Origin of the sequence: Brachybacterium sp. YJGR34 (assembly GCF_003347015.1) — a bacterium.
Classification (GTDB): Bacteria; Actinomycetota; Actinomycetes; order Actinomycetales; family Dermabacteraceae; genus Brachybacterium.
The window spans coordinates 214,537-233,119 of record NZ_PNFB01000004.1; the positions used below are offsets into that span (position 1 = coordinate 214,537).

Annotated in this window: 21 protein-coding genes and 1 pseudogene; 7 read left to right on the forward strand and 15 right to left on the reverse strand. The window is 71.8% G+C overall.

Going from position 1 to position 18,583, the window contains the following annotated elements; all coding sequences use genetic code 11:
- The first annotated feature begins 1 nt into the window (after position 1).
- The gene (locus CXH06_RS05985; protein WP_114854244.1) at positions 2-664 is read left to right on the forward strand and encodes an SRPBCC domain-containing protein; all 663 of its coding nucleotides are present in this window, start codon (positions 2-4) and stop codon (positions 662-664) included.
- A gap of 6 nt (positions 665-670) precedes the next feature.
- Here the strand turns inward: CXH06_RS05985 and CXH06_RS05990 are convergent, their stop codons facing one another.
- The 14 genes and pseudogenes from CXH06_RS05990 to CXH06_RS06050 form a co-directional block, all read right to left on the reverse strand.
- Positions 671-1,429: a bifunctional 2-polyprenyl-6-hydroxyphenol methylase/3-demethylubiquinol 3-O-methyltransferase UbiG gene (locus CXH06_RS05990; RefSeq protein WP_114854245.1), complete on the reverse strand. Its 759-nt coding sequence runs from the start codon at positions 1,427-1,429 to the stop codon at positions 671-673.
- A gap of 198 nt (positions 1,430-1,627) precedes the next feature.
- Positions 1,628-2,323, reverse strand: a complete 696-nt coding sequence (locus CXH06_RS05995; protein WP_114854246.1) for a hypothetical protein — start codon at positions 2,321-2,323, stop codon at positions 1,628-1,630.
- Between the two features lie 108 nt (positions 2,324-2,431).
- Positions 2,432-3,895 (reverse strand): NAD(P)/FAD-dependent oxidoreductase, encoded by a 1,464-nt coding sequence (locus tag CXH06_RS06000; RefSeq protein WP_114854247.1) that lies wholly within the window; start codon positions 3,893-3,895, stop codon positions 2,432-2,434.
- 46 nt (positions 3,896-3,941) lie between these two features.
- Positions 3,942-4,466 (reverse strand): hypothetical protein, encoded by a 525-nt coding sequence (locus CXH06_RS06005; RefSeq protein WP_157975630.1) that lies wholly within the window; start codon positions 4,464-4,466, stop codon positions 3,942-3,944.
- A 117-nt stretch (positions 4,467-4,583) separates the two neighbouring features.
- Entirely contained in the window at positions 4,584-4,949 is a 366-nt protein-coding gene (locus CXH06_RS06010) for a hypothetical protein (RefSeq protein ID WP_114854249.1), read from the reverse strand.
- A gap of 60 nt (positions 4,950-5,009) precedes the next feature.
- Positions 5,010-5,729: a DUF402 domain-containing protein gene (locus CXH06_RS06015; RefSeq protein ID WP_157975631.1), complete on the reverse strand. Its 720-nt coding sequence runs from the start codon at positions 5,727-5,729 to the stop codon at positions 5,010-5,012.
- Between the two features lie 68 nt (positions 5,730-5,797).
- Positions 5,798-6,502, reverse strand: a complete 705-nt coding sequence (locus CXH06_RS06020) for an LD-carboxypeptidase (RefSeq protein ID WP_232820218.1) — start codon at positions 6,500-6,502, stop codon at positions 5,798-5,800.
- Positions 6,503-6,524: 22 nt separating this feature from the next.
- Positions 6,525-6,911: pseudogene (locus CXH06_RS18795) on the reverse strand (LD-carboxypeptidase); the annotation flags it as partial.
- Positions 6,912-6,928: 17 nt separating this feature from the next.
- A complete protein-coding gene (locus tag CXH06_RS06025) occupies positions 6,929-7,276 on the reverse strand; it encodes a ParB N-terminal domain-containing protein (RefSeq protein WP_114854251.1) in 348 nt (115 codons plus the stop codon).
- An 85-nt stretch (positions 7,277-7,361) separates the two neighbouring features.
- A complete protein-coding gene (locus CXH06_RS06030) occupies positions 7,362-7,886 on the reverse strand; it encodes an ATP-binding protein (RefSeq protein ID WP_114854252.1) in 525 nt (174 codons plus the stop codon).
- Positions 7,887-7,935: 49 nt separating this feature from the next.
- Complete coding sequence (locus CXH06_RS06035) at positions 7,936-8,721, reverse strand: inositol monophosphatase family protein (protein WP_114854253.1); 786 nt, start codon at positions 8,719-8,721, stop codon at positions 7,936-7,938.
- A complete protein-coding gene (locus CXH06_RS06040; protein WP_232820219.1) occupies positions 8,718-9,098 on the reverse strand; it encodes an N-acetyltransferase in 381 nt (126 codons plus the stop codon). Before CXH06_RS06040 ends, CXH06_RS06035 begins: the two co-directional genes overlap by 4 nt.
- Before the next feature lie 238 nt (positions 9,099-9,336).
- The gene (locus CXH06_RS06045; RefSeq protein ID WP_114854255.1) at positions 9,337-9,804 is read right to left on the reverse strand and encodes an NUDIX domain-containing protein; all 468 of its coding nucleotides are present in this window, start codon (positions 9,802-9,804) and stop codon (positions 9,337-9,339) included.
- A 60-nt stretch (positions 9,805-9,864) separates the two neighbouring features.
- Positions 9,865-10,509 (reverse strand): hypothetical protein, encoded by a 645-nt coding sequence (locus CXH06_RS06050; RefSeq protein ID WP_114854256.1) that lies wholly within the window; start codon positions 10,507-10,509, stop codon positions 9,865-9,867.
- Positions 10,510-10,604: 95 nt separating this feature from the next.
- On the opposite strand from CXH06_RS06050, the gene CXH06_RS06055 reads away from it, so the two are divergent.
- From CXH06_RS06055 to CXH06_RS06080, 6 genes are all read left to right on the forward strand, one after another.
- Positions 10,605-11,063, forward strand: coding sequence for an NUDIX domain-containing protein (locus CXH06_RS06055; protein WP_114854257.1), 459 nt, complete (start codon positions 10,605-10,607; stop codon positions 11,061-11,063).
- Positions 11,060-11,650, forward strand: coding sequence for a DUF402 domain-containing protein (locus tag CXH06_RS06060; RefSeq protein WP_114854258.1), 591 nt, complete (start codon positions 11,060-11,062; stop codon positions 11,648-11,650). Before CXH06_RS06055 ends, CXH06_RS06060 begins: the two co-directional genes overlap by 4 nt.
- Positions 11,647-12,471: a Cof-type HAD-IIB family hydrolase gene (locus CXH06_RS06065; protein ID WP_114854259.1), complete on the forward strand. Its 825-nt coding sequence runs from the start codon at positions 11,647-11,649 to the stop codon at positions 12,469-12,471. Before CXH06_RS06060 ends, CXH06_RS06065 begins: the two co-directional genes overlap by 4 nt.
- A 52-nt stretch (positions 12,472-12,523) precedes the next feature.
- Positions 12,524-13,684: an exonuclease SbcCD subunit D gene (locus CXH06_RS06070; protein ID WP_114854260.1), complete on the forward strand. Its 1,161-nt coding sequence runs from the start codon at positions 12,524-12,526 to the stop codon at positions 13,682-13,684.
- A complete protein-coding gene (locus CXH06_RS18700; RefSeq protein ID WP_114854261.1) occupies positions 13,681-16,761 on the forward strand; it encodes an AAA family ATPase in 3,081 nt (1,026 codons plus the stop codon). The genes CXH06_RS06070 and CXH06_RS18700 overlap by 4 nt, the downstream gene beginning before the upstream one ends.
- 74 nt (positions 16,762-16,835) lie before the next feature.
- Positions 16,836-17,789, forward strand: a complete 954-nt coding sequence (locus CXH06_RS06080) for a beta-ketoacyl-ACP synthase 3 (RefSeq protein ID WP_114854262.1) — start codon at positions 16,836-16,838, stop codon at positions 17,787-17,789.
- A gap of 12 nt (positions 17,790-17,801) precedes the next feature.
- On the opposite strand, the gene CXH06_RS06085 is transcribed toward CXH06_RS06080, so the two are convergent.
- Positions 17,802-18,422 (reverse strand): VanZ family protein, encoded by a 621-nt coding sequence (locus tag CXH06_RS06085; RefSeq protein WP_114854295.1) that lies wholly within the window; start codon positions 18,420-18,422, stop codon positions 17,802-17,804.
- Positions 18,423-18,583 lie beyond the last annotated feature (161 nt).

Consider the following 18,583-nt stretch of genomic DNA (forward strand, 5'->3'; position numbering starts at 1 on the left):
CATGGTCGACGTCCCCCGTCAGCTGCAGTCCGTCACCCGTTCGATCCGCACCGAGGACCACGAGGGCGAGCCCTCGCACATCCAGACCCTCGAGCAGACCTACCCCGCCCCGCTCGAGGACGTCTGGGAGGCCGTCACCACCGCCGAGCGCATCGCCCGCTGGTTCCTGCCGATCACCGGCGAGCTCGAGGAGGGCGGCAGCTACCAGCTCCAGGGCAATGCCGGCGGCACCGTCCTGGAGTGCTCCCCGCCGGCCGACGGCGCCGCCGAATACCGCGTGACCTGGGAGTTCGATGGCAACGTCACCTGGGTGACGATCCGCCTCGCTGCCGAGGGCGAGCAGACCCGCTTCGAGCTCGAGCACATCTCCCGCGCCTCGGACATCCCCGAGGGCATGTGGGACTCCTTCGGCCCCGGCGCCACCGGCGTGGGCTGGGACGGCGGCCTGCTGGGCCTGGGCCTGCACCTCGGCGCCACCGAGGGCTCCCTGTCCCCGGGCGAGGCCGAGGCCTGGGCCGGCACCGAGGAGGGCCGCTCCTTCTACCGCGGTGCGGCCGACGGCTGGGCCGTGGCCCAGGTCGCCGCGGGCGAGGACCCCGAGGTCGCCCAGCGCAAGGCGGACGCCACCTACAACGCCTACACCGGCGCCGAGCCGGAGGCCTGATCGCCCTCAGACCGCCCGGGCGATGACCACGAACTCGCGGCCCGGGCGGTCCGGCGCCTGCCGGATCTCCCGGGTCTCGAAGCCCGCCGAACTCAGGGCATCCCGCAGCTCCTGCTCCTCGCGGAAGCGGAGGGTCACTCTCGAGTCGACGACCGCGCCGCCGTCGAGATGGAACTCCTCGGTGAGCGTCACGATCGGCCAGTCCACCTCGACGCCCAGCGGGTGTTTCCGCACCCGTCCTGTGCCCGGCACCTCGTAGATCTCGTCCTCGATCGCCGCGGACCACTCCTCCCAGGCCCGCGCGGCAGGGCGACGGGCCTCGAACACCAGGTGCCCGCCCTCGCGCAGCGCCGCGCGGATCGCCCGCAGCGTCGAGGCCCAGGCCGCGTCGGTGAGGAACACCTGGGCGACGTTCCCGGTCATCACCGCGGCATCGGCCCCGGGCCCACCGCCCGCCCCGGGCGCCGACAGGTCCTCGGCAGTGCCGTGGAGCCAGGTCACGCGCTCGGCACCCGGCTTCGCGCGGGCCACCTCGAGGGAGGCGGATGCGGGGTCGATGCCCGTCACCGCGACGCCCCGTGCGGCGAGCCGCAGGGAGAGCGAGCCGGTCCCGCAGCCCACGTCGATCACGGAGCGGGCCCCCAGCTCGTCCAGGATCTCCTCGTAGTGATCGAGGTCGTCGCGCTCGCCGTCGAGAGTGTCGTAGCAGGCGGCGAGGCGGGGATCGGCGTAGAGCGGCTCGGGCGCGGGGTGCAGCGGGGTCATGCCGTCACCGTAGGCGGCACGGCGCTCCGCGGCCCACCGGTTTTCCGCCGACGGCCGCACCGCTCCCCGAACCGGTGACGATCAGTGTCGGAATGCGGCCACCCTGCGCGATATACGCGCTGCTCGGCCGTATGACGACAGTGATCGACATCGGCCCGACGCCACGCCCCACAGGACCCCGCCTCGCCGCCGCGCCGCTCAGGCCAGACCGGTCCAGGTGGTGTCGGCGTCGATGAGCCAGTGGTTGCGCAGAGTGAGCGCCCGCTCGGTGGCCGCGAGAGCGCCCGCCACCAGCAGCGCCCCGTTCGCCCAGGCCGGCAGGCTGAGCGGGGAGGTGAAGGGATCGACATGGTCGGCGACCAGCTCGAGATGCGTGACCAGCTCGACCAGCTGCGGCACCGCCACCACCAGCCCCACCAGCAGCACCACCACCGCGATCGCGCCGATCGCCCGGCTCGCGGCGGGGAAGCGCCGGCCGAACCGCGCCCGCCACCCCTCGAGCGTGCGCGGATGCGGGGTGAGCGCGCGGGCGGGGCCCTCGACGGGGACGTAGTGCATGCGGGTCATCCCGTACAGGTTCCTCGCCACCTCCAGGTGGCCGCCGGCGACGGGGAAGGCGGCCGGAGGGTTCGCGCGGGCCACCTGGACCCCGTCGCGGTACAGCGCCACCGGGGGCATCTCGTCGGAGTCCGAGGTGCTGTCGTCCAGCGAGAGATCGTCGGCGAGGTGGTGCACGTCGACCGTCATGCGGTGCATCGCGCCGTCGGCCTCCGGGAGGTCGAGGACGAACAGCGAGCGATGGAAGAGCTGCCAGAAGCGGTAGTCCCTCAGCGCGCTGTCGTCACCCGGGCGCACCCGGCGCTCCCGGCGTCGCCGCCGGTGGGTCTCGAACATGGTCCTCCCGCCCGTGCCGTCGTCTCTCCGATCGACTCCATTCCAGCCGATCGCCCCGGGGGAGAACCAGTGCGATCTGTCATCTCCTCCCCATGGAGGAGTGCACGGTCAGCGCGCCCGCAGCTCCTGCGGCAGCTCCTCGAGCAGGCGCAGCCACAGCTCGGAGGAGGCGGGGAAGCTCGGCACCGCGTGCCGCAGCACGTGGACGGGCACTTGGCCGGTGATCGCGATGGTCGCCCCGTGCAGCAGCTCCGCGGCCTCGGGACCCGCGAAGGTCGCCCCGAGCAGAACGCCCGCGGCCCGGTCGACCACGATCCGGGCGGTCCCCGCCACGTCGTCGCGCAGCAGGGCGGTGCCCGCGGTGCCGCCGTAGGGGACGGTGGCGACGGCGACCTCGTGCCCGGCCTGCTGCGCGGCCGCGGCGGTGAGGCCGACGGAGGCCACCTGCGGGTCGGTGAACACCACCTGCGGCACGGGCACCACCTCGGGCACCGGCTCGAGCGCCTCGCCCGTCGCCTCGGCGCGGAGGGACTGGCCGATGACGCGTGCGCGGTACTTGCCCCAGTGGGTCAGCGGCGCCTCCCCGCTCGCATCGCCCACGACGCGCAGCCAGTCCGGGAGCCCCGCCCCGTCGGCGGCACCGGTGACGTCCTCGGCGGTCAGCCCGACCGCCTCGAGGCCGACGTCCGCGAGACGGGGCCGGCGGCCGGTGGCGAGCAGCACCTCGTCGGCCGCGAGCTCGCCGGGACCGTCGGGGCCCTGCAGCTGCAGGTGCACCCGGCCGCCATGGACCCGACCCACGCCGGTATCCCGCACCTCCTCGCGGGTCCCGGAGACCACCGAGGTGCCCAGGCGCACCTGCACGCCGAGCGCCTCGAGGGCGTCGCGGAGATGCTCGCCCGCGAAGGGTTCCGCGTCGCGCAGCAGGGCCTCGCCCCGCACCAGCAGCGTGACCCGGCTGCCGAGGGCGGCCATCCAGGTCGCGGCCTCGACCGCCACCACGCCGCCACCCACGATCGCCAGCTCGCCCGGGACCTCCTGCACCCCGGTCGCGTCGCGGGAGGTCCAGCCCTGCAGGGGTGCGAGCGCCTCGGGGATGGTCGGGACGGAGCCGGTCGCCAGCACCACGGCCCGCCGGGCGTGGACCCGGGTTGCGCCGCCGTCCGGCGTCTCGACGAGCACCTCGCGCTCGCCGACCAGCCGGCCGTGGCCGCGCACCACCTGCATGCCGGCGCCCTCGGCCCAGGTGACCTGCGAGGAGTCGTCGTAGTGGGAGACCCATTCGTCGCGCCTGGCCAGCAGCGCCTCGCGGTCGATCTCCGGGGCGGTGATGCCCGGCAGGTGCGCCGCGTCGGCGGCGACGGCGAGCGGCCTCAGCAGCGCCTTGGAGGGGATGCACGCCCAGTAGGAGCACTCGCCGCCCAGCAGCTCGCCCTCGACGAGCACGGCGGTGAGATCGGTGCCCTCGATCGCGTACTGGGCGACGTTCTCGCCGACGGGCCCGGCGCCGAGCACGACGATGTCGGCGGTGGTCTCCGTGGTGGGGGCGGGGGACGGTGCGGAGGTGCTCATGGTCTGACGCTACGCCGCCGATGCCGTGTCGTCACGGGGCGACGACTCACTGTCGCCGAAGGTGCGTCCGTGCGGCCTCCCAGAGCGCATCGGCACAGCACTCCGGCGCATCGTCTGATCCCGTGCGGAGGACTCTCGACGGTGACAGCAGGTCACGAAGGGCGATGGCGTCCGAGCGTGCACTGGCAACAGTGGCCTCGGGTTCTTGGCGATGCCGGAGCCGATCAGCCCGTGTCGCGTCGTCGACCTCCCAGCCGATGAGCGTCCCCTTCTCCGGTGCTGGGAGGCTGTCCGGCACCTGCGTCAGCAGAACCATGTCGAATCCAGCCCGGGTGACGAACCCAGCGATGCGATCCCAGAGCCGGTCGTAGGCGGGCCAGATCGGCGCCGCGGACGGATCGGCGATCCGGACGCCCAGCAGGGAGCCGCTTTCGAGCACTTCGTCGATGTCAGCCACCACGGCGTGGCCCCGGGCGCGAGCGATCAGGTGGGGGAGGACTGTCGACTTTCCCGTGCCGGGCGGAGCGGCGATGCAGACGAGCGCACCTCCACGGCAACGCAGATCGTCCACAGCAGTGACCTCTCGAGGGAAAGCGGCGATGTCTCGGGCCAGCATGCCGAATCGTGCCTCGAATCGCGACCCATCAACGGATGCTTCAGACGGCGCGCCATGTGCTGCCGATGATGCTCAGAGGTTCTGAGGGGTCGAGGGATCCGGTACGAGACTGATGGGGAGCCCGGACACCGTGCACGCGACGGCGATGGCGCCGGTAATGACACCTGCAACGGCCCACACCCTTCTGGTTTGCCGAGTCAGGAGTCCGATCGTGCCGAGCCCGAGCGCCAGAAGTGCACAGATGAGTCCGGGAGCCGGAGCGAGGAGCGCGATTCCGTCGAACATCACCGGGTGTCCGTTGCGGACGCGGAGTGCGTGTCTCTCGGCAACCACCAGTTGTCCCCACAGCATGAGAGCGATCCCGATACCGCCCGCGGTGGTCGACATGACGCCGAAGATGTCGGCGGCACGTGAGGTGATCGAGCGGCTGGATCCCATCCATCCACCGTACTCAGGTGCCGGACCCGGCCTGCGCCAAGACGGGTTCTCTGCGCCCGACTACGCCGGTGTTTGCCAGCAAGCCGGTAGCGGTGTGGGTCCGAGCTCGCGCGGAGGAACCCATCGACTCCAGTCCTCGCGCGTCACCTCGCTGTCGTGCTCGAGCGAATCGACGAGAGTCTGTCCGACCTGACGGATGCCCTCAGCCTGCTCGGTCGAGTAGACCCCCTGACTGATGAACCACTCCAGTTCGTCGTCGTCCTTGAGGCGCACAGTCCAGTCAGAAGTGCCAGGCGACCCCTCTGCTACGACATCGAGTGTCCAATCCTGGGTGTCATAGCCCATTGCTGTTCGCTTCCACGGGGCCTCGAGGTTGCCATACCAGGTCTGATTCCACTGGTGGCCATCGTGGAAGCGCCAGATAGACCAGCACTGCCCTCGGCGATGCACCCTCGCGACGCTCTCGCCGTCCCAGATGCCCAGTTCATACGCACCCTTCCATTGAGAGTGAATAATGTTGCGACCTCGGGGCCCTCCTCGTGCTCCTGTTCGGGCAGCCTTCCCCGACCCCGAAATCGACGCGACCACAATGGCGTCGTCGTCGTCTCGGAGGACAACCCCGGAGACGGCGAAACCCACCGCTTCGCCGCGTCCCTCCACTGGCTCAATGCTCCGGAGCACCACCGTGCTGCCTACTGGGTGCGGACCAACCTCGAGTCCGTCGTTGAGCGCCTGCGAGGCACGAGGCACGCTGGTTTCATCTACGTCATTGTCGGCCATGTAGGCAACGTACCCGGCCACGCTTCATAGTGATCCAACAACGGTTCTCTCGGAGCCAGCGGCTCGGCCTAGAAGACCCGGAAGCGTACGCCGTCTCCCACAGTGACCTCAGCGTGTCCCCCGATGGGAAGGGTCGCGAGCGGCATGGTGTGTCCGATGTCGGCGCCGGCCACGACGGGCTTTCCGATCAGGGCCGGTTGGCGGGCAACGATCTCGGAGAGCAGCTCCTCCGTCATCGCTGACTGGCGTTGGAACCGGCCGACGACGAGTCCCTGGACGCCAGCGGCGTCGGGCAGCTGGAGCAGCGAGGTGAGGTTTCGAGCGAACTCTCTGGCATCGCTGGCGGCGTCATCCTCGAGGACCAGCAGTGCGCCGTCCAACGAGGGCATGTACGGAGTGCCCTGCAACAGGTTGAGCGTGCAGAGGTTCGTGCCGATGATGCGACCGACACCGACGCCCTCCGAGAGCGTCTGCCAGCCGGGGTTAGGTGCGGGGCGACGGTCGTCCTGATCTACGAACCACAGGTCATCCGTCCATTCCGCCGACGGCTCGAGGTCGAACGGACCCTCCTCGCAGACGGCGCGACGGAACCACTCCTGGGTCTGCGTGAAGTGGTCTCGCATACCGAAGCTGGACCAGTGGGGGCCGCTGTAGGTGACGAGGCCGGTGCGCGCGAGGATCGCGCACTGCAATGCGGTGATATCGGAGTAGCCGCAGAGAACCTTGGGGTTCGCGGCGATGAGGTCGAAGTCGAGAATGGGGGAGCAGCTCATTGCTGTTGAAGCCGCCGATCACGGTGAGGATCGCCCGAACATCCTGGTCAGAGAACGCGTCATGGAGGTCTGCGACCCGCGAGTCGATGGACGAGGAGTCGAAGCGATCCCGCTCGTCCACGTGCTGCCCGTAGGTCAGGCGAAGCGACATTTCCTCGAAGCGTTCTTCGATGATCCGCGCGTGGTCGAACTCCATCACCATGGCGCGAGACTGCGCCGGTGCGACGACGCGCACCTGATCGCCGGGGCGAAGTCGAGGACGAGAGGGAGGCATGGGCAGGACCCTATCTACGGCGCGTCCAGGACGCTCCGCACACAGGGCGGCGGCCACGGAGGCACGATGCCACGCGCGCGAGCGTTGTACTGGTCGCCCCGCGATCGCTGGTGACGAACGGGCCCGCTGCGCCATGAACTGTCGTCGATGGATCAGCGCTGCATAGATTCCCCCGCGCCGATGAGCACGCGGTGATCCGCGGCGGCCATCGGTTTCGCGTGGTCCGGTCTCGGACGCTCAGGAAGCTGATGGAGCACTACGGGCACATAATCCAGACCGAGGCGTAGAGCCACCGCGATCCGGTGGTTTCCGTCGAGGGTCGCAAAGAGCCGATTGAACCTGAGGTCGAGCGGCACGAGGATGCCTCGTCGTCCGATGTCCGTTGCGAGGTGGTCGAGGTGCGACGGAGTGTCGACGAGGGCTGAACCGACCAACTCCCGGTCCACGGCCCTGTACCGAGCCACCAAGGAGGTGGGGAGCTGGACGACGGTGGTTCGCATCGGGCGAGCGTACCGATGCGGCCCCGGGATCGACGACCAATTGTGGCTCCCGGCCAGCAGGGTTTCCTTTCGCAGCCGTGCCTGTCTAGCCGGCTTGAAGTGAGCGGAGACGCTGGGCGATCGCGGCCACCTGCTCCGGATCGTCGGTACACCGAGCGTCGACGATCAGCGCGTCCTCATCGGTCGGAGGCTCGAAGGTCGCGCGATGCTCCCGAAGGACAGCGTCCGTGACGTCGTGACGGTCGAGGGATCTCCTGGTGGCGCGAACTCGTTCGTCCTGCAGGGCGGCGCTGATCTGGACCCAGACGAGCGCGAAGGGCACCCCCGACCGCTCGGCGACGTCCCGCCATCCCTCGCGGATGAAACGTGGCGAACCGGTGTCGTCCACGACCACGTGATGACCCGCCTCGAGGAGCTCGTGACCGCGCTCGTGGGCCATCCGGTTCGTCGTCGCCCACTCCTCGAGCGGGATGCCCTGTCCACCGTCCAGACCGCGCTCCTCGTTGAGGAGGTCGAGGCTGACCACACGTGCGGGCAGCGCCTCAGCCAGCCGGGCGGCCAGGGTGCTCTTGCCCGAGAACGAGAGACCGCACATCAGCGTCAGAGTCATCCCGGCAACCTATCGCCGGCCGGAGCCCCTGTCGCCGTGAACAGTGCAGTCACCCGTCCAAGCGACACAGCTCGGGAACGGCCTGCACCTGTTCGGTGAGCAGGTCGTTGGTGTAGATGCCGCCGTGCGCGTCGATGCGCGTGCCTCCGAGCTTGTCGATGTACCGTCCGCCGGCTTCAGTGGTGAGCAGGACTTGTGGAGCGTGGTCCCAGATCTCTCCTGCGGGGGCGACGACGGCATCGACCCGGCCTTCGACGAGAGCGATGATGTCGCCCAGAGGGTCGGCGACCCAGTGCCCGTGCCGAGCGATCGCGCTGGCCATCTCGGAGCCGGGAGCGACGAAGCCGCCGATGCGTGCGTCGGCGAGCACGTCGGTCCGTGACACCGCGAGCCGTGTGGCGGTCTGCTGGGCTCGGCCCGTGGGAGAGGACCAGGCGCCGAGGCCGCGGACGGCCCACCAGCGCCGGCGCTCGGTCGGCCGGGTGATGACGGCGATCTCCACCTCGCCGTCCACGGCGAGGGCGATGTGCGTGCCCCAGGATCGCTGCCCGGCCAGGAACGGCTCGGTGCCGTCGATCGGATCGAGGATCCACTGCCGATGACGTCCGGAGGCGACGGTCCCGCTCTCCTCGCTCAGCACGCCGTCGCCGGGTCGCTGGGCGCGCAGGATGTCCACCAGTGCTTCCTCGACGGCGAGGTCGGCCGCGCTGACCATGGTGCCGTCGTCCTTTCGTGCTGTGGCGAGCGATCGTGGGAAATGTCGAGCACTGATCGAGTCGGCGACGTCGGCGAGCCGGTGGGCCAGCTCGACATCATCGTTCTGCGGAGACGTCATGGAGCCTCATGGCCCCAGGCCCACAGCGGTCGGTTCTCGGTGCCGGGCAAGATCGTCTCGCCCGGTCGGGCCCATGCCATGACCACCCCCTTCGAGGCGGCTCGGACCTCCTCGAAGCCTCGCGACCTGTACAGCTCCGCCGCCGGTGCATTGGTTGCGTCGACATGGAGGCTCAGCCTCGGGACCTGCAGTTCGTCGGCGCGACGCAGCAGTTCGTCGAGCAGACGGCTGCCGATGCCTGCCCGTCGGAACCCCTCGTTGACGGCCAGGACGAGCTCTGGGGTGGAATCGTCGACGTATCCCGCGCGAGCGGTCTCCCGAGTGAAGAGACGGAACCAGGCGGCGCCGCAGACCGCCGTCCCCTCGACGGCGATCATCCCGGTATCGCCTATGCGGGTTCCGAAGCCATCCACATAGGAGTCGGGACCGCCCGCCCGGACGTGCTCCTGGTACGCCCTCTCGTCCCATGGCTCGTGCCATCGCCATGCGGCGTGAACTGCGCGTCTCAGCTCCGGCTCGTCCGTGGGTACGGCACGACGCAACGTCACAGTCATGGCGGGAACCGTAGCAATCAGGGATCGCGCCATGTGCAGCTCCACGCACTGCGCCGTGGCCTCATGATGGCGGTATGCCTCGGTCCCCGTTGAGGCGGGGACCCGGAACGTTGATGGCGTACGGCGGGAACAGCAGGAGAGCTTCGATAGCCAGGGGAGAGAGCTGTTCGCGGGAGGGAGCGTCGGCGAGCACCACGCCGGATACGTCCTCGTCGACGATGTCGACACGAAGGGTGCCGGTGACCTGTACCTCGGCGATCCAGCCTTCATGGAGTAAGTCGATCGGGAGGCCTTCGGCATCCGCAGTGACGTGGATGCTGAAGGAGCACATCCTCAGGACGCCGGTGAGCTCGACGCCCGTCTCCTCGTGCAGCTCGCGGCGAAGTGTCTGCTCCGTCGTCTCCCCGGCCTCGGGGGTGCCGCCGGGAAGGTCCAGCAGCCCGGTGTATGGTCCGCGCGTTTTGCGGACGAGAACCAGACGGCCGTCCTGCTGCCACAGTCCGTACACACCGCGATGAGCCGCCATCATGGTCTGAGCACAGCACAGGCGCGCGTGTCGCCGTCGACAGGTCCGCTGTCCGGCCTGTGCTCAGAGGTCGTGAGCGGAGCCGCAGAGCTGCCGTCCTGCCTCAGTGACGATCTCCGTGGTGAAGGCGAGCAGATGCGGGCGCTCGCGTCCGATCACTTCGGAAAGGTGCACGATGTCGTCCCGCACGCCGGTCTGTGGACGAGGACGGTCGATCCGTTCGTACCCCCTGGTCAGGAGCGCCTCAGCGAGGTCATCACGTCCTCTCCTGACAGCCTTGATGGTGGCCAGGGCGTTCTGGGCGGCGCTCTCATACGGATCCCATTCCTGGACCTGCGGGACCGTAGGGCCCTCGACTGCGCCGTCAGCGGTCGTGCGCACCTCGAGATCCAGGGGCCACCAGAGGGGGACGGCGAGGAGCCGAGCGAAGATGAGCCGCCGAGTCCTGGACGTCTGGTCCTCGCGGTCGATGCGGAAGGAGAGCAGGGGCTGCACCGACGCGATGACTGCGGATGACGAGCCGATGGCTTCCCCGAAACGGCCGCGTGGAACCGTCCACAGGAGATCGATGTCGCTGAACTCATCGGCACCACCGGTCGCGAGGGACCCCTGGATGTCGGCGTGAGATCCGGGGCATGCACTCGTGAGAGCCGTGGTGAACCGGCGTGCCAGCTCGAGACGATCTTTCGGTGCGGGAGCCGTCGTCATGGCTGCACGCTAGTGGACCGGCGAGCGCGCGACCGAGCACCCGGAGCACGTATCGCCGCTCAGGCCACGAGGCTCCGTAGACTCCGGAGATGCCGATGTCGGATTATGTCGCCTCCCTCCGCTCGCGGATCGGGAACGATCTCCTCCTCCTGCCCGGCGTCACCGCCGTGATCCGTGAGGGGGATCGCTACCTGCTCGCCCGGCATCGCGACTCGGATCCGTGGAGCCTCATCGGCGGTGGCGTCGAGCCGGGTGAAGAACCCGCCGATGCCCTCGTGCGCGAGGTCGTCGAGGAGATCGGCGCCGAGATCCGCATCCGAGGGATCGTCGGCGCGTACGGCGGGCCGCCGATGACTGTCACCTACCCGAACGGGCACCAGGTCGGTTACGTGACCGTCGCGTATGACTGCGAGCTGCTGACCGCGGCGCGCCCCGATCAGGACGAGGTGTCGCAGCTGGGGTGGTTTCCGCAGTCAGCCATCGCCTCCCTGCCGCGCCAGACGTGGATCGATCGCGTCATCGACGACGCGGCCCTGCCACAGCCTCGGCGATGACACGACCGACGACCACCCCGGAGGACTCCATGGACACCGCCGCCGCTCACGCCCTCGAGCAGGTGACCGTGTGGCACCGCAGCGGGCAGGAGTGCCGGGGCGTGCGGCTCGGCTCCGTCATCGCCTACGACGTGCGGATCCTCCCGGAATATCGGATCGAGGGCGGGGGCGAGATCGACCGGTGCTTCGTGCTCCCGGACGAGGGCATCCAGCTGAGGCGACCGACGAACTGGGCCCCTCCGCTGGCAGGCGGGTGGTACATCGACCTCGTCGAGCTGGACACCGATGAGCAGGGCCGGATCGTGGTGCGTGACCTCGACGTCGATCTCGTGGTGCATCCCGTCGGGCGGCGCTACGAGATCCTCGACCTCGACGAGTTCGCCGACGCGATGGAGTCCGGGACGATCAGCCAGGACACCGGGCTGCGCGTGCTCCGGCAGACCCAGCGCTTCATCGATCGCCACCTGCTGGAGCGCGGCGCCGGACCGGAGGACGCATGGCCGGACTTCCCGCCGGCGGCGATCCGTCCTCTGCTGGACGTGCCCCTCCCTGACCAGGACACGAGCGCTGGTACTGTCCCGAGGTGACCTACCGACTCGTCGCCACCGACCTCGACGGCACCCTCCTGCACGACGACCTCAGCGTCAGCCCGCGCACCCGCGCCGCACTCGACGCCGTGCGTGCCGCGGGCGTACCCGTCGTCCCCGTCACCGCCCGCCAGCCCGAGGGCGTCCGGGACATCGCCGAGCAGGCCGGGATCGACGGCTGGGTGCTGTGCAGCAACGGCTCCCTCGCCCTCCACTGGCGCACCGGCGAGCGGCTGTTCGAGCAGGCGATCGCCGTCGAGGCCCAGCAGGAGCTGGCCGCGGCGCTGAACGAGCGCATCCCCGGCCTGCTCTACGCGAGCGTCCGCCAGGGTGGGGAGGTCTTCCTCGCCGAGCACGACTACGCGCGCTCGGCCACCTACGCCGACCACAAGCGCGACCCGGAGTCCATGGCGGTCGCCGTGCTCGAGGACGTCCTGGCCGAGCCCAGCCTCAAGCTGGTGGTCCGTCACCTCTCGCGCACGCCCGCCGAGCTGCTCGAGGCCGCCCGGGAGCTGGGGGTCGACGGTGTCGAGCTCACCCACTCCGACGCCCCTTTCCTCGAGGTGCAGCCCGCCGGGGTCACCAAGGCGAGCTCCCTGGCCCGCCTCTGTGAGGAGCTGGGCGTGGACCGCAGCGAGGTCGTCGCCTTCGGTGACGCCCCCAACGACCTCGAGATGGTCGGCTGGGCAGGGCACGGCGTCGCGGTCGCGGGAGCCGACGCGGCGGTGGCCCGCGCCGCCGCGGAGGTCACGGGCTCCAACAACGCCGACGGTGTCGCCCAGGTGCTCGAGCGGATGCTGGAGCAGGGGGAGCTGGGCTGAGACGAGGGCTCCCGCGCCTCGTCCGTCGGAACCCGCTCGTAGAGTCGAGCCCATGAGAATCCTGCACACCTCGGACTGGCACCTGGGGCGCACGCTGCACAAGGTCGACCTCCACGAGCACCAGGCTGCCTTCCTCGACTGGCTGGTGGACCTGGTGATCGAGCGCGAGGTCGACGTGGTCGTCATCCCCGGCGACGTGTACGACCGCGCCGTCCCCGCCGTCTCGAGCGTGACCCTGCTGGACGGGGCGCTCGGACGCCTCGCCGAGCACGCCACCGTGGTGGTCACCTCCGGCAACCACGACTCTCCCGAGCGGCTCGGCTTCGGGCGCGACCTCATGCGGCCCGGCATCCATCTGCTCACCGACGTCGCCGGCATCGAGCACCCGGTCGCCGTCGAGGACGAGCACGGCGAGGTGCTGTTCTTCGGCCTGCCCTACCTGGAGCCGGACCGGGCACGGATCGAGCTGGTGGACGCGGGGGAGCCGCCGCTGGCCCGCAGCCATGAGGCGGTCACCCGCGCCGCCCTCGAGCGGGTGCGCGAGCGGGCCGCCGCGCATCCCGGCGCCCGCACGGTCGTCCTCGCCCACACCTTCGTCACCGGGGGCCAGGGCAGCGACTCCGAGCGCGACCTGACCGTCGGCGGCGTCGACTCGGTCCCCGCCGGCGTGCTGGGCGGCATCGACTATCTCGCGCTCGGCCACCTGCACGGCTGCCAGGACCTCACCCGCACCGTCGGCGCCCCCGCCTGGTACTCCGGCTCTCCGCTGGCCTTCTCCTTCTCCGAGCGGACCCAGCGCAAGGCGGTGCTGCTGGTGGATCTCGGCGCCCCCGGCGCCGCGGTGAGCGTGGAGCGGGTCCCCACCCCGATCCCGCGGCCCCTCACCGAGCTCCGCGGCACCCTCGAGGAGATCCTCGCCCGCCGCGATGAGCACGCCGGCGACTGGCTGAAGGCCGTCGTCACCGACACCTCCCGCGCGCCCCACCTGCAGGAGCAGCTCCGGGACGCCTACCCCCACCTGCTGCTGACGGAGTACGCCCCCGAGGGCCGCAGCGCCCACGAGAGCACCCCGGTGGTGCGTCGCGAGGCGAACCCGCTGGAGGTGATGGACGAGTTCCTCACCGCCGTCACCCACGCCGCCCCCACCACCGCGGAGCACGCGGTGCTCGAGCGCGCCTACACCCGGGCGCGGGACCTGAAGGAGGCCTCGTGAAGCTCCACCACCTGCGCCTGAGGGGCATCGGCCCCTTCGCCGGCACCGTCGACATCGACTTCGCCGCTCTCTCGGCGAGCGGCATGTTCCTGCTCGAGGGCCCCACCGGCTCCGGCAAGTCCACGATCCTGGACGCCATCGTCTACGGCCTCTACGGCCAGGTGGCCGGGCAGGCCACGAGCGCGGATCGCATCCGCTCCCAGTTCGCCGCGCCCACCGAGGCGAGCGTCGTGGACCTGATCGTCGAGACCGCGAGCGGCATCTTCCGCGTGCGCCGCCAGCCCGAGTTCCAGCGTCCCAAGCTGCGCGGCTCCGGCACCACGAAGGAGCAGGCCCGGGCCGTGCTGTGGCGGATCGGCTCCCCGCAGGCCCTGCCCGCCGTGATCGCCGACGATGCCGGCGGCGGCGCCGGGGTCGAGGTGGTCGCCAGCCGCATCGACGAGGTGGGCCGGGAGATCCAGCGCGCCGTGGGGCTGACCCGCGACCAGTTCACCCAGACCGTCCTGCTGCCGCAGAACGAGTTCTCCCGCTTCCTGCGCGCGGACACCAAGGAGCGCCAGCAGGTGCTGCAGCGCGTCTTCGGCACCGAGATCTACGCCGGCGTCGAGAAGCAGCTCGAGGAGATGCGCAAGAGCGCCAAGCGGGAGGTCGACGCCGCCACGCAGACGCTCCTGACCGCGCTGGCCCGCTTCACCGAGGCCACCGCGGTCGAGGACGAGGAGACCGCCACGCTGCAGAAGCATGCGAGCGCCCTCCGCCTCGAGCCGCTCGCGCAGCGGGCCGATCACCAGCTCGCCGCCGTCACCGCCCAGGCCGGGGCCGCCGCCCAGGCCCAGCAGGACGCCCAGGCCCGCGAGCAGCAGACCGCCGCCGCGGCCGAGGCGGCGCGCACCGCCGTGGCCCGCATCGACCGTCGGCGCGAGCTGAACGCCCTGGCCGCCCGGCTGCGCGAGAGCGAGTCGACCGTCCGCGCCGCCCGGCAGTCCCTGCAGCGGGACCGCACCGCGCGCCCCGTCGTCGAGCTGCTGCGCCGCCGCGATACGGCCTCCGCCCAGGCCACCACTGCCATCGAGGCCCTCGCCGAGCGCGCCGCGAGCACCCGGCCCGCCCATCCGGACCTCGTGGACCTCCTCGAGCACCGCGAGGGCGACGACACCGCCGCCGAGGCGCTCGCCGAGGCCGCCGAGGAGGCGACCACCGCCGCCGGCGCCCTCGCCGATCTCGTCGCCCTCGAGGCCGCCCTCCCGGAGCGCGAGCGAGCCCTCGCCGCGCGGCGCGAGGCGCTCGAGGAGTCCCGGACTGCCCAGCGCACCCTCGCCGAGCAGCTCGAGCAGCGGCCCTCCCAGCGCGAGGAGCTCGTCGCCGCCCGCGACGCGGCGCGCACCACCGCCGCCACCGTCGCCGACGCCCGGCTCGCCCAGCAGGCCGCCGAGGAGAAGCACCGCGCCGTCACCGCCGCAACCGCCCAGCAGGCCACGGTGGAGACGGCCCGCACCGCGACGGCCGACGCCCTGGCCACCGCCCGGCAGCGCAGCGAGCAGGAGATCTCCCTGCGCCGGCGCCGCTTCGCCGGGATCGCCGCCGAGCTCGCCGCGGACCTCGCCCCGGGCGAGGCCTGCGCCGTCTGCGGCGCACTCGACCACCCCCACCCGGCCGATCCCGCCGAGGACGCCGTCACCCCCGAGCAGGTCGAGGCGGCCGAGGCCGCCCGCCGCGACGCCGAGTCCGCCCACTCCCGCGCCGAACAGGCCCATGCCCTCGCGCTCCAGGAGCTCGAGCGGCTCCGCGAGACCGCCGGGGAGCTCACCGCCGAGCAGGCCGCCGCCGCCCTCGAGACGGCGCGAGCCGCCGTCGCCGCCGCGCGCGCGGCCGAGGACACCGCCACCGCGCTCGAGGCGAAGATCGTCGCGCACGACGCGGAGACGGAGCAGCTCACCCGGCGCCGGGAGGCCGAGGCCCTCGCCGTCGAGCGCGAGCGCACCGCGATCGAGGAGGCGGCCCGCACCCTCGAGGCGGACCGCGACCGCCTCACCGCCGCCCGCGGCGAGGACAGCTCGATCCAGGAGCGGCGCCGCGGCCACACCGCCCGCGCCCGTGCCGCGACCGCCCTCCGCGAGGCCCTGCGCACCCGGGACCAGGACGAGGCCCGCGCCGCCGAGCTCACCCAGGAGGCCGCCGACGCGCTCGCCGCCGCCGAGCTCGCCACCGCCGAGGAAGCCCGCGCCGCGGTGCTCGAGGACGCGGAGCATCGCCGTCTCGAGCAGCTGGTCCGGACCCGCGCGGTCGAGGAGTCCCGGCTCGGCGACGGCCTCGCCGAGGAGGGGATCGCCGAGGCCCCCGCCACCGAGGAGGCCCGCACCGAGGCCGCAGCCCGGCGCGAGACCGCCGAGGAGACCCTCGCCGCCGCCCGGGCCGCGGCCCGCGAGGCCGACGGCATCGCAGCCCGCCAGGGCGCGATCGCCGAGCGCGGCACCGCCGCCCGCACCGCCCTGGCCGCCGCCGCGGACCAGGTCCGGGACGTCGGCGAGCGGGCCGGGGTGGTGGTGCGCGTGGCGGACCTCGCCACCGGCCGCTCGGCCGATGGCCAGCGGATCCAGCTGTCCACCTTCGTGCTCATGTGGCGCCTGGACGCCGTCATCACCGCCGCGAACGCGCGCCTGGCGCTGTTCTCCGGCTCCGATCTCGAGCTGCAGCGCGACCCCGGCGCCCGCGGCGCGAAGAAGACCGGCCTGGACCTGCTGATCCTGGACCGCCGCACCGACCAGGTGCGCGTGCCCGAGACGCTCTCCGGCGGCGAGACCTTCTTCGTCTCCCTCGCCCTCGCGCTGGGCCTGGCGGACATCGTCGCCGGCGAGGCCGGGGGCGTGGCGATGGAGACCCTCTTCATCGACGAGGGCTTCGGCTCCCTGGACCCCGAGACCCTCGAGACCGTGGTGCGCGAGATCGGTCACCTCGCCCAGAACGGGCGCGCGATCGGCATCGTCAGCCACGTCGGGGACATGAAAGCGCAGATCGCAGAGCAGATCCACGTGCGCCGCGGGGCCGATGAACGCTCCACGCTGACCATCACGGCCTGAGCGCGGATGCGCCATGATGGGACGGGCCCGCGAGCAGCCGGGCCGCCCCCAGTCGGTCTGCAGGGAGGACCTCCATGACATCCACCGCCGCCGGGTCCTCGATCATCGGCATCGGCCACCACCGGCCCGAGCGCATCCTCACCAACCATGACCTCGAGCAGATGGTCGAGACCAGCGACGACTGGATCCGCCGCCGCACCGGCATCGAGCAGCGCCGCATCGCCGGCGAGTCCGAGACCGTCGCGCAGATGGCGTCCCAGGCCGCGCGCGCGGCCCTCGCCGACGCCGCCATCGACCCCGCCGAGGTCACCCAGGTCATCGTCGCGACCTGCTCGAACGACGAGGGCTCCCCGAGCGCCGCCGGCCGCGTCGTGCGCGAGCTGGGCCTCGACGCCCCCGCCGCCTTCGACCTGGGCGCCGCCTGCTCCGGCTTCAGCCACGCCCTCGCCGTCGCCGACCAGGGCATCCGCGCCGGCGCCTCCGGCACCACCCTGGTCATCGGTTCGGAGAAGCTCTCCGCCGTCACCGACTACACCGACCGCACCACCTGCGTCCTCACCGCGGACGGTGCCGGCGCCGTGGTGCTGCGCGCGAGCGAGCAGGCCGGTGTCCACCCCGTCGTCTGGGGCACCGTCCCCGAGCTCGTCGACGCCGTGACCATCTCCCCGCCCGCGGGGACCTTCGCGCAGAACGGCCGCCAGGTGCTGGGCTGGGCGCTGCGGGAGGCGCCCGTCATCGCCCAGCGGGTGATCGAGGCCGCCGGGGTGCAGATGACGGACATCGACGTGTTCGTCCCGCACCAGGCGAACCTGCGGATGATCGAGCCGCTCGCCGAGTCCCTGGGTCTCCGGTCCGATGCGATCGTCGCCGACGACGTCACCACCTCCGGCAACACCTCCGCCGCGACCATCCCGCTGGCGATCTCGCGGCTGCGCGAGGCCGGCCGGATCCCCGACGGCGCGACGGCCCTGCTGCTCGGCTTCGGCGGCGGCTTCTCCTACGCCGGGCAGGTCGTGCACCTGCCCTGAGGCCGGCACGGCTCAGCGGCGAGCATCCGCCCGCTCCTCCCGCACGAACAGCGGCACGCCCAGCCGCCTCAGCAGCGGAGCGCACAGCGCCCCGAGCAGCGCGCCGGCGGTGTTGGCGAGCAGATCCTCGATGTCCGCGATCCGCACCCCGCACGGATACAGCCCGAACGCCCCCGTGAACTGGGTGACCTCGATCAGCGCGGAGAGCAGCATCGCCATGGCCACCGAGGTGGTGGCGTCACGGCGGAACACCCCGCGCAGGATCAGCCCCAGCGGCACGAACAGCGCCATGTTCATCGCGAGCTGCAGTACCGGGAAGCTCCCGGCCACCTCCCACCAGGCGGCTCCCTCCCGGTGCAGTCCCAGCACCTCCCGGGCCGTGCGGAAGGGGTCCCAGCGGGCCGCGCCGCCCGCCCGGTCCCGGCAGGTGCTCTCCACGTCGTACGCGGGGGCGATGGTCAGGCCCGCGAGCGTCATCGTGTACACGCAGATCGCGGCGACGGCGAGCAGGCGCAGCGGACGCACCCGCCCGAAGCGTCGGCGCTGCAGGGCCGCGGCGGGCAGCAGGATCACCGCGAACACCCCGAGGCCGCCCGCGACCCCCACCACCGCCAGTCGCATCAACTCGCTCACCCGGGCACCGTACGATCCGCGGCTGGACGGCGAGCCGTCGCCGGGATCCATCCGGGGACGTGAACGTTCCCACGTGGCATCCCGGCTAGGATGGACACGGCCCGGCAGGCGTTTTCCCCGCCCGCTCCCCGGCCGCACCGACCCATCTCACCCCCGTGGAG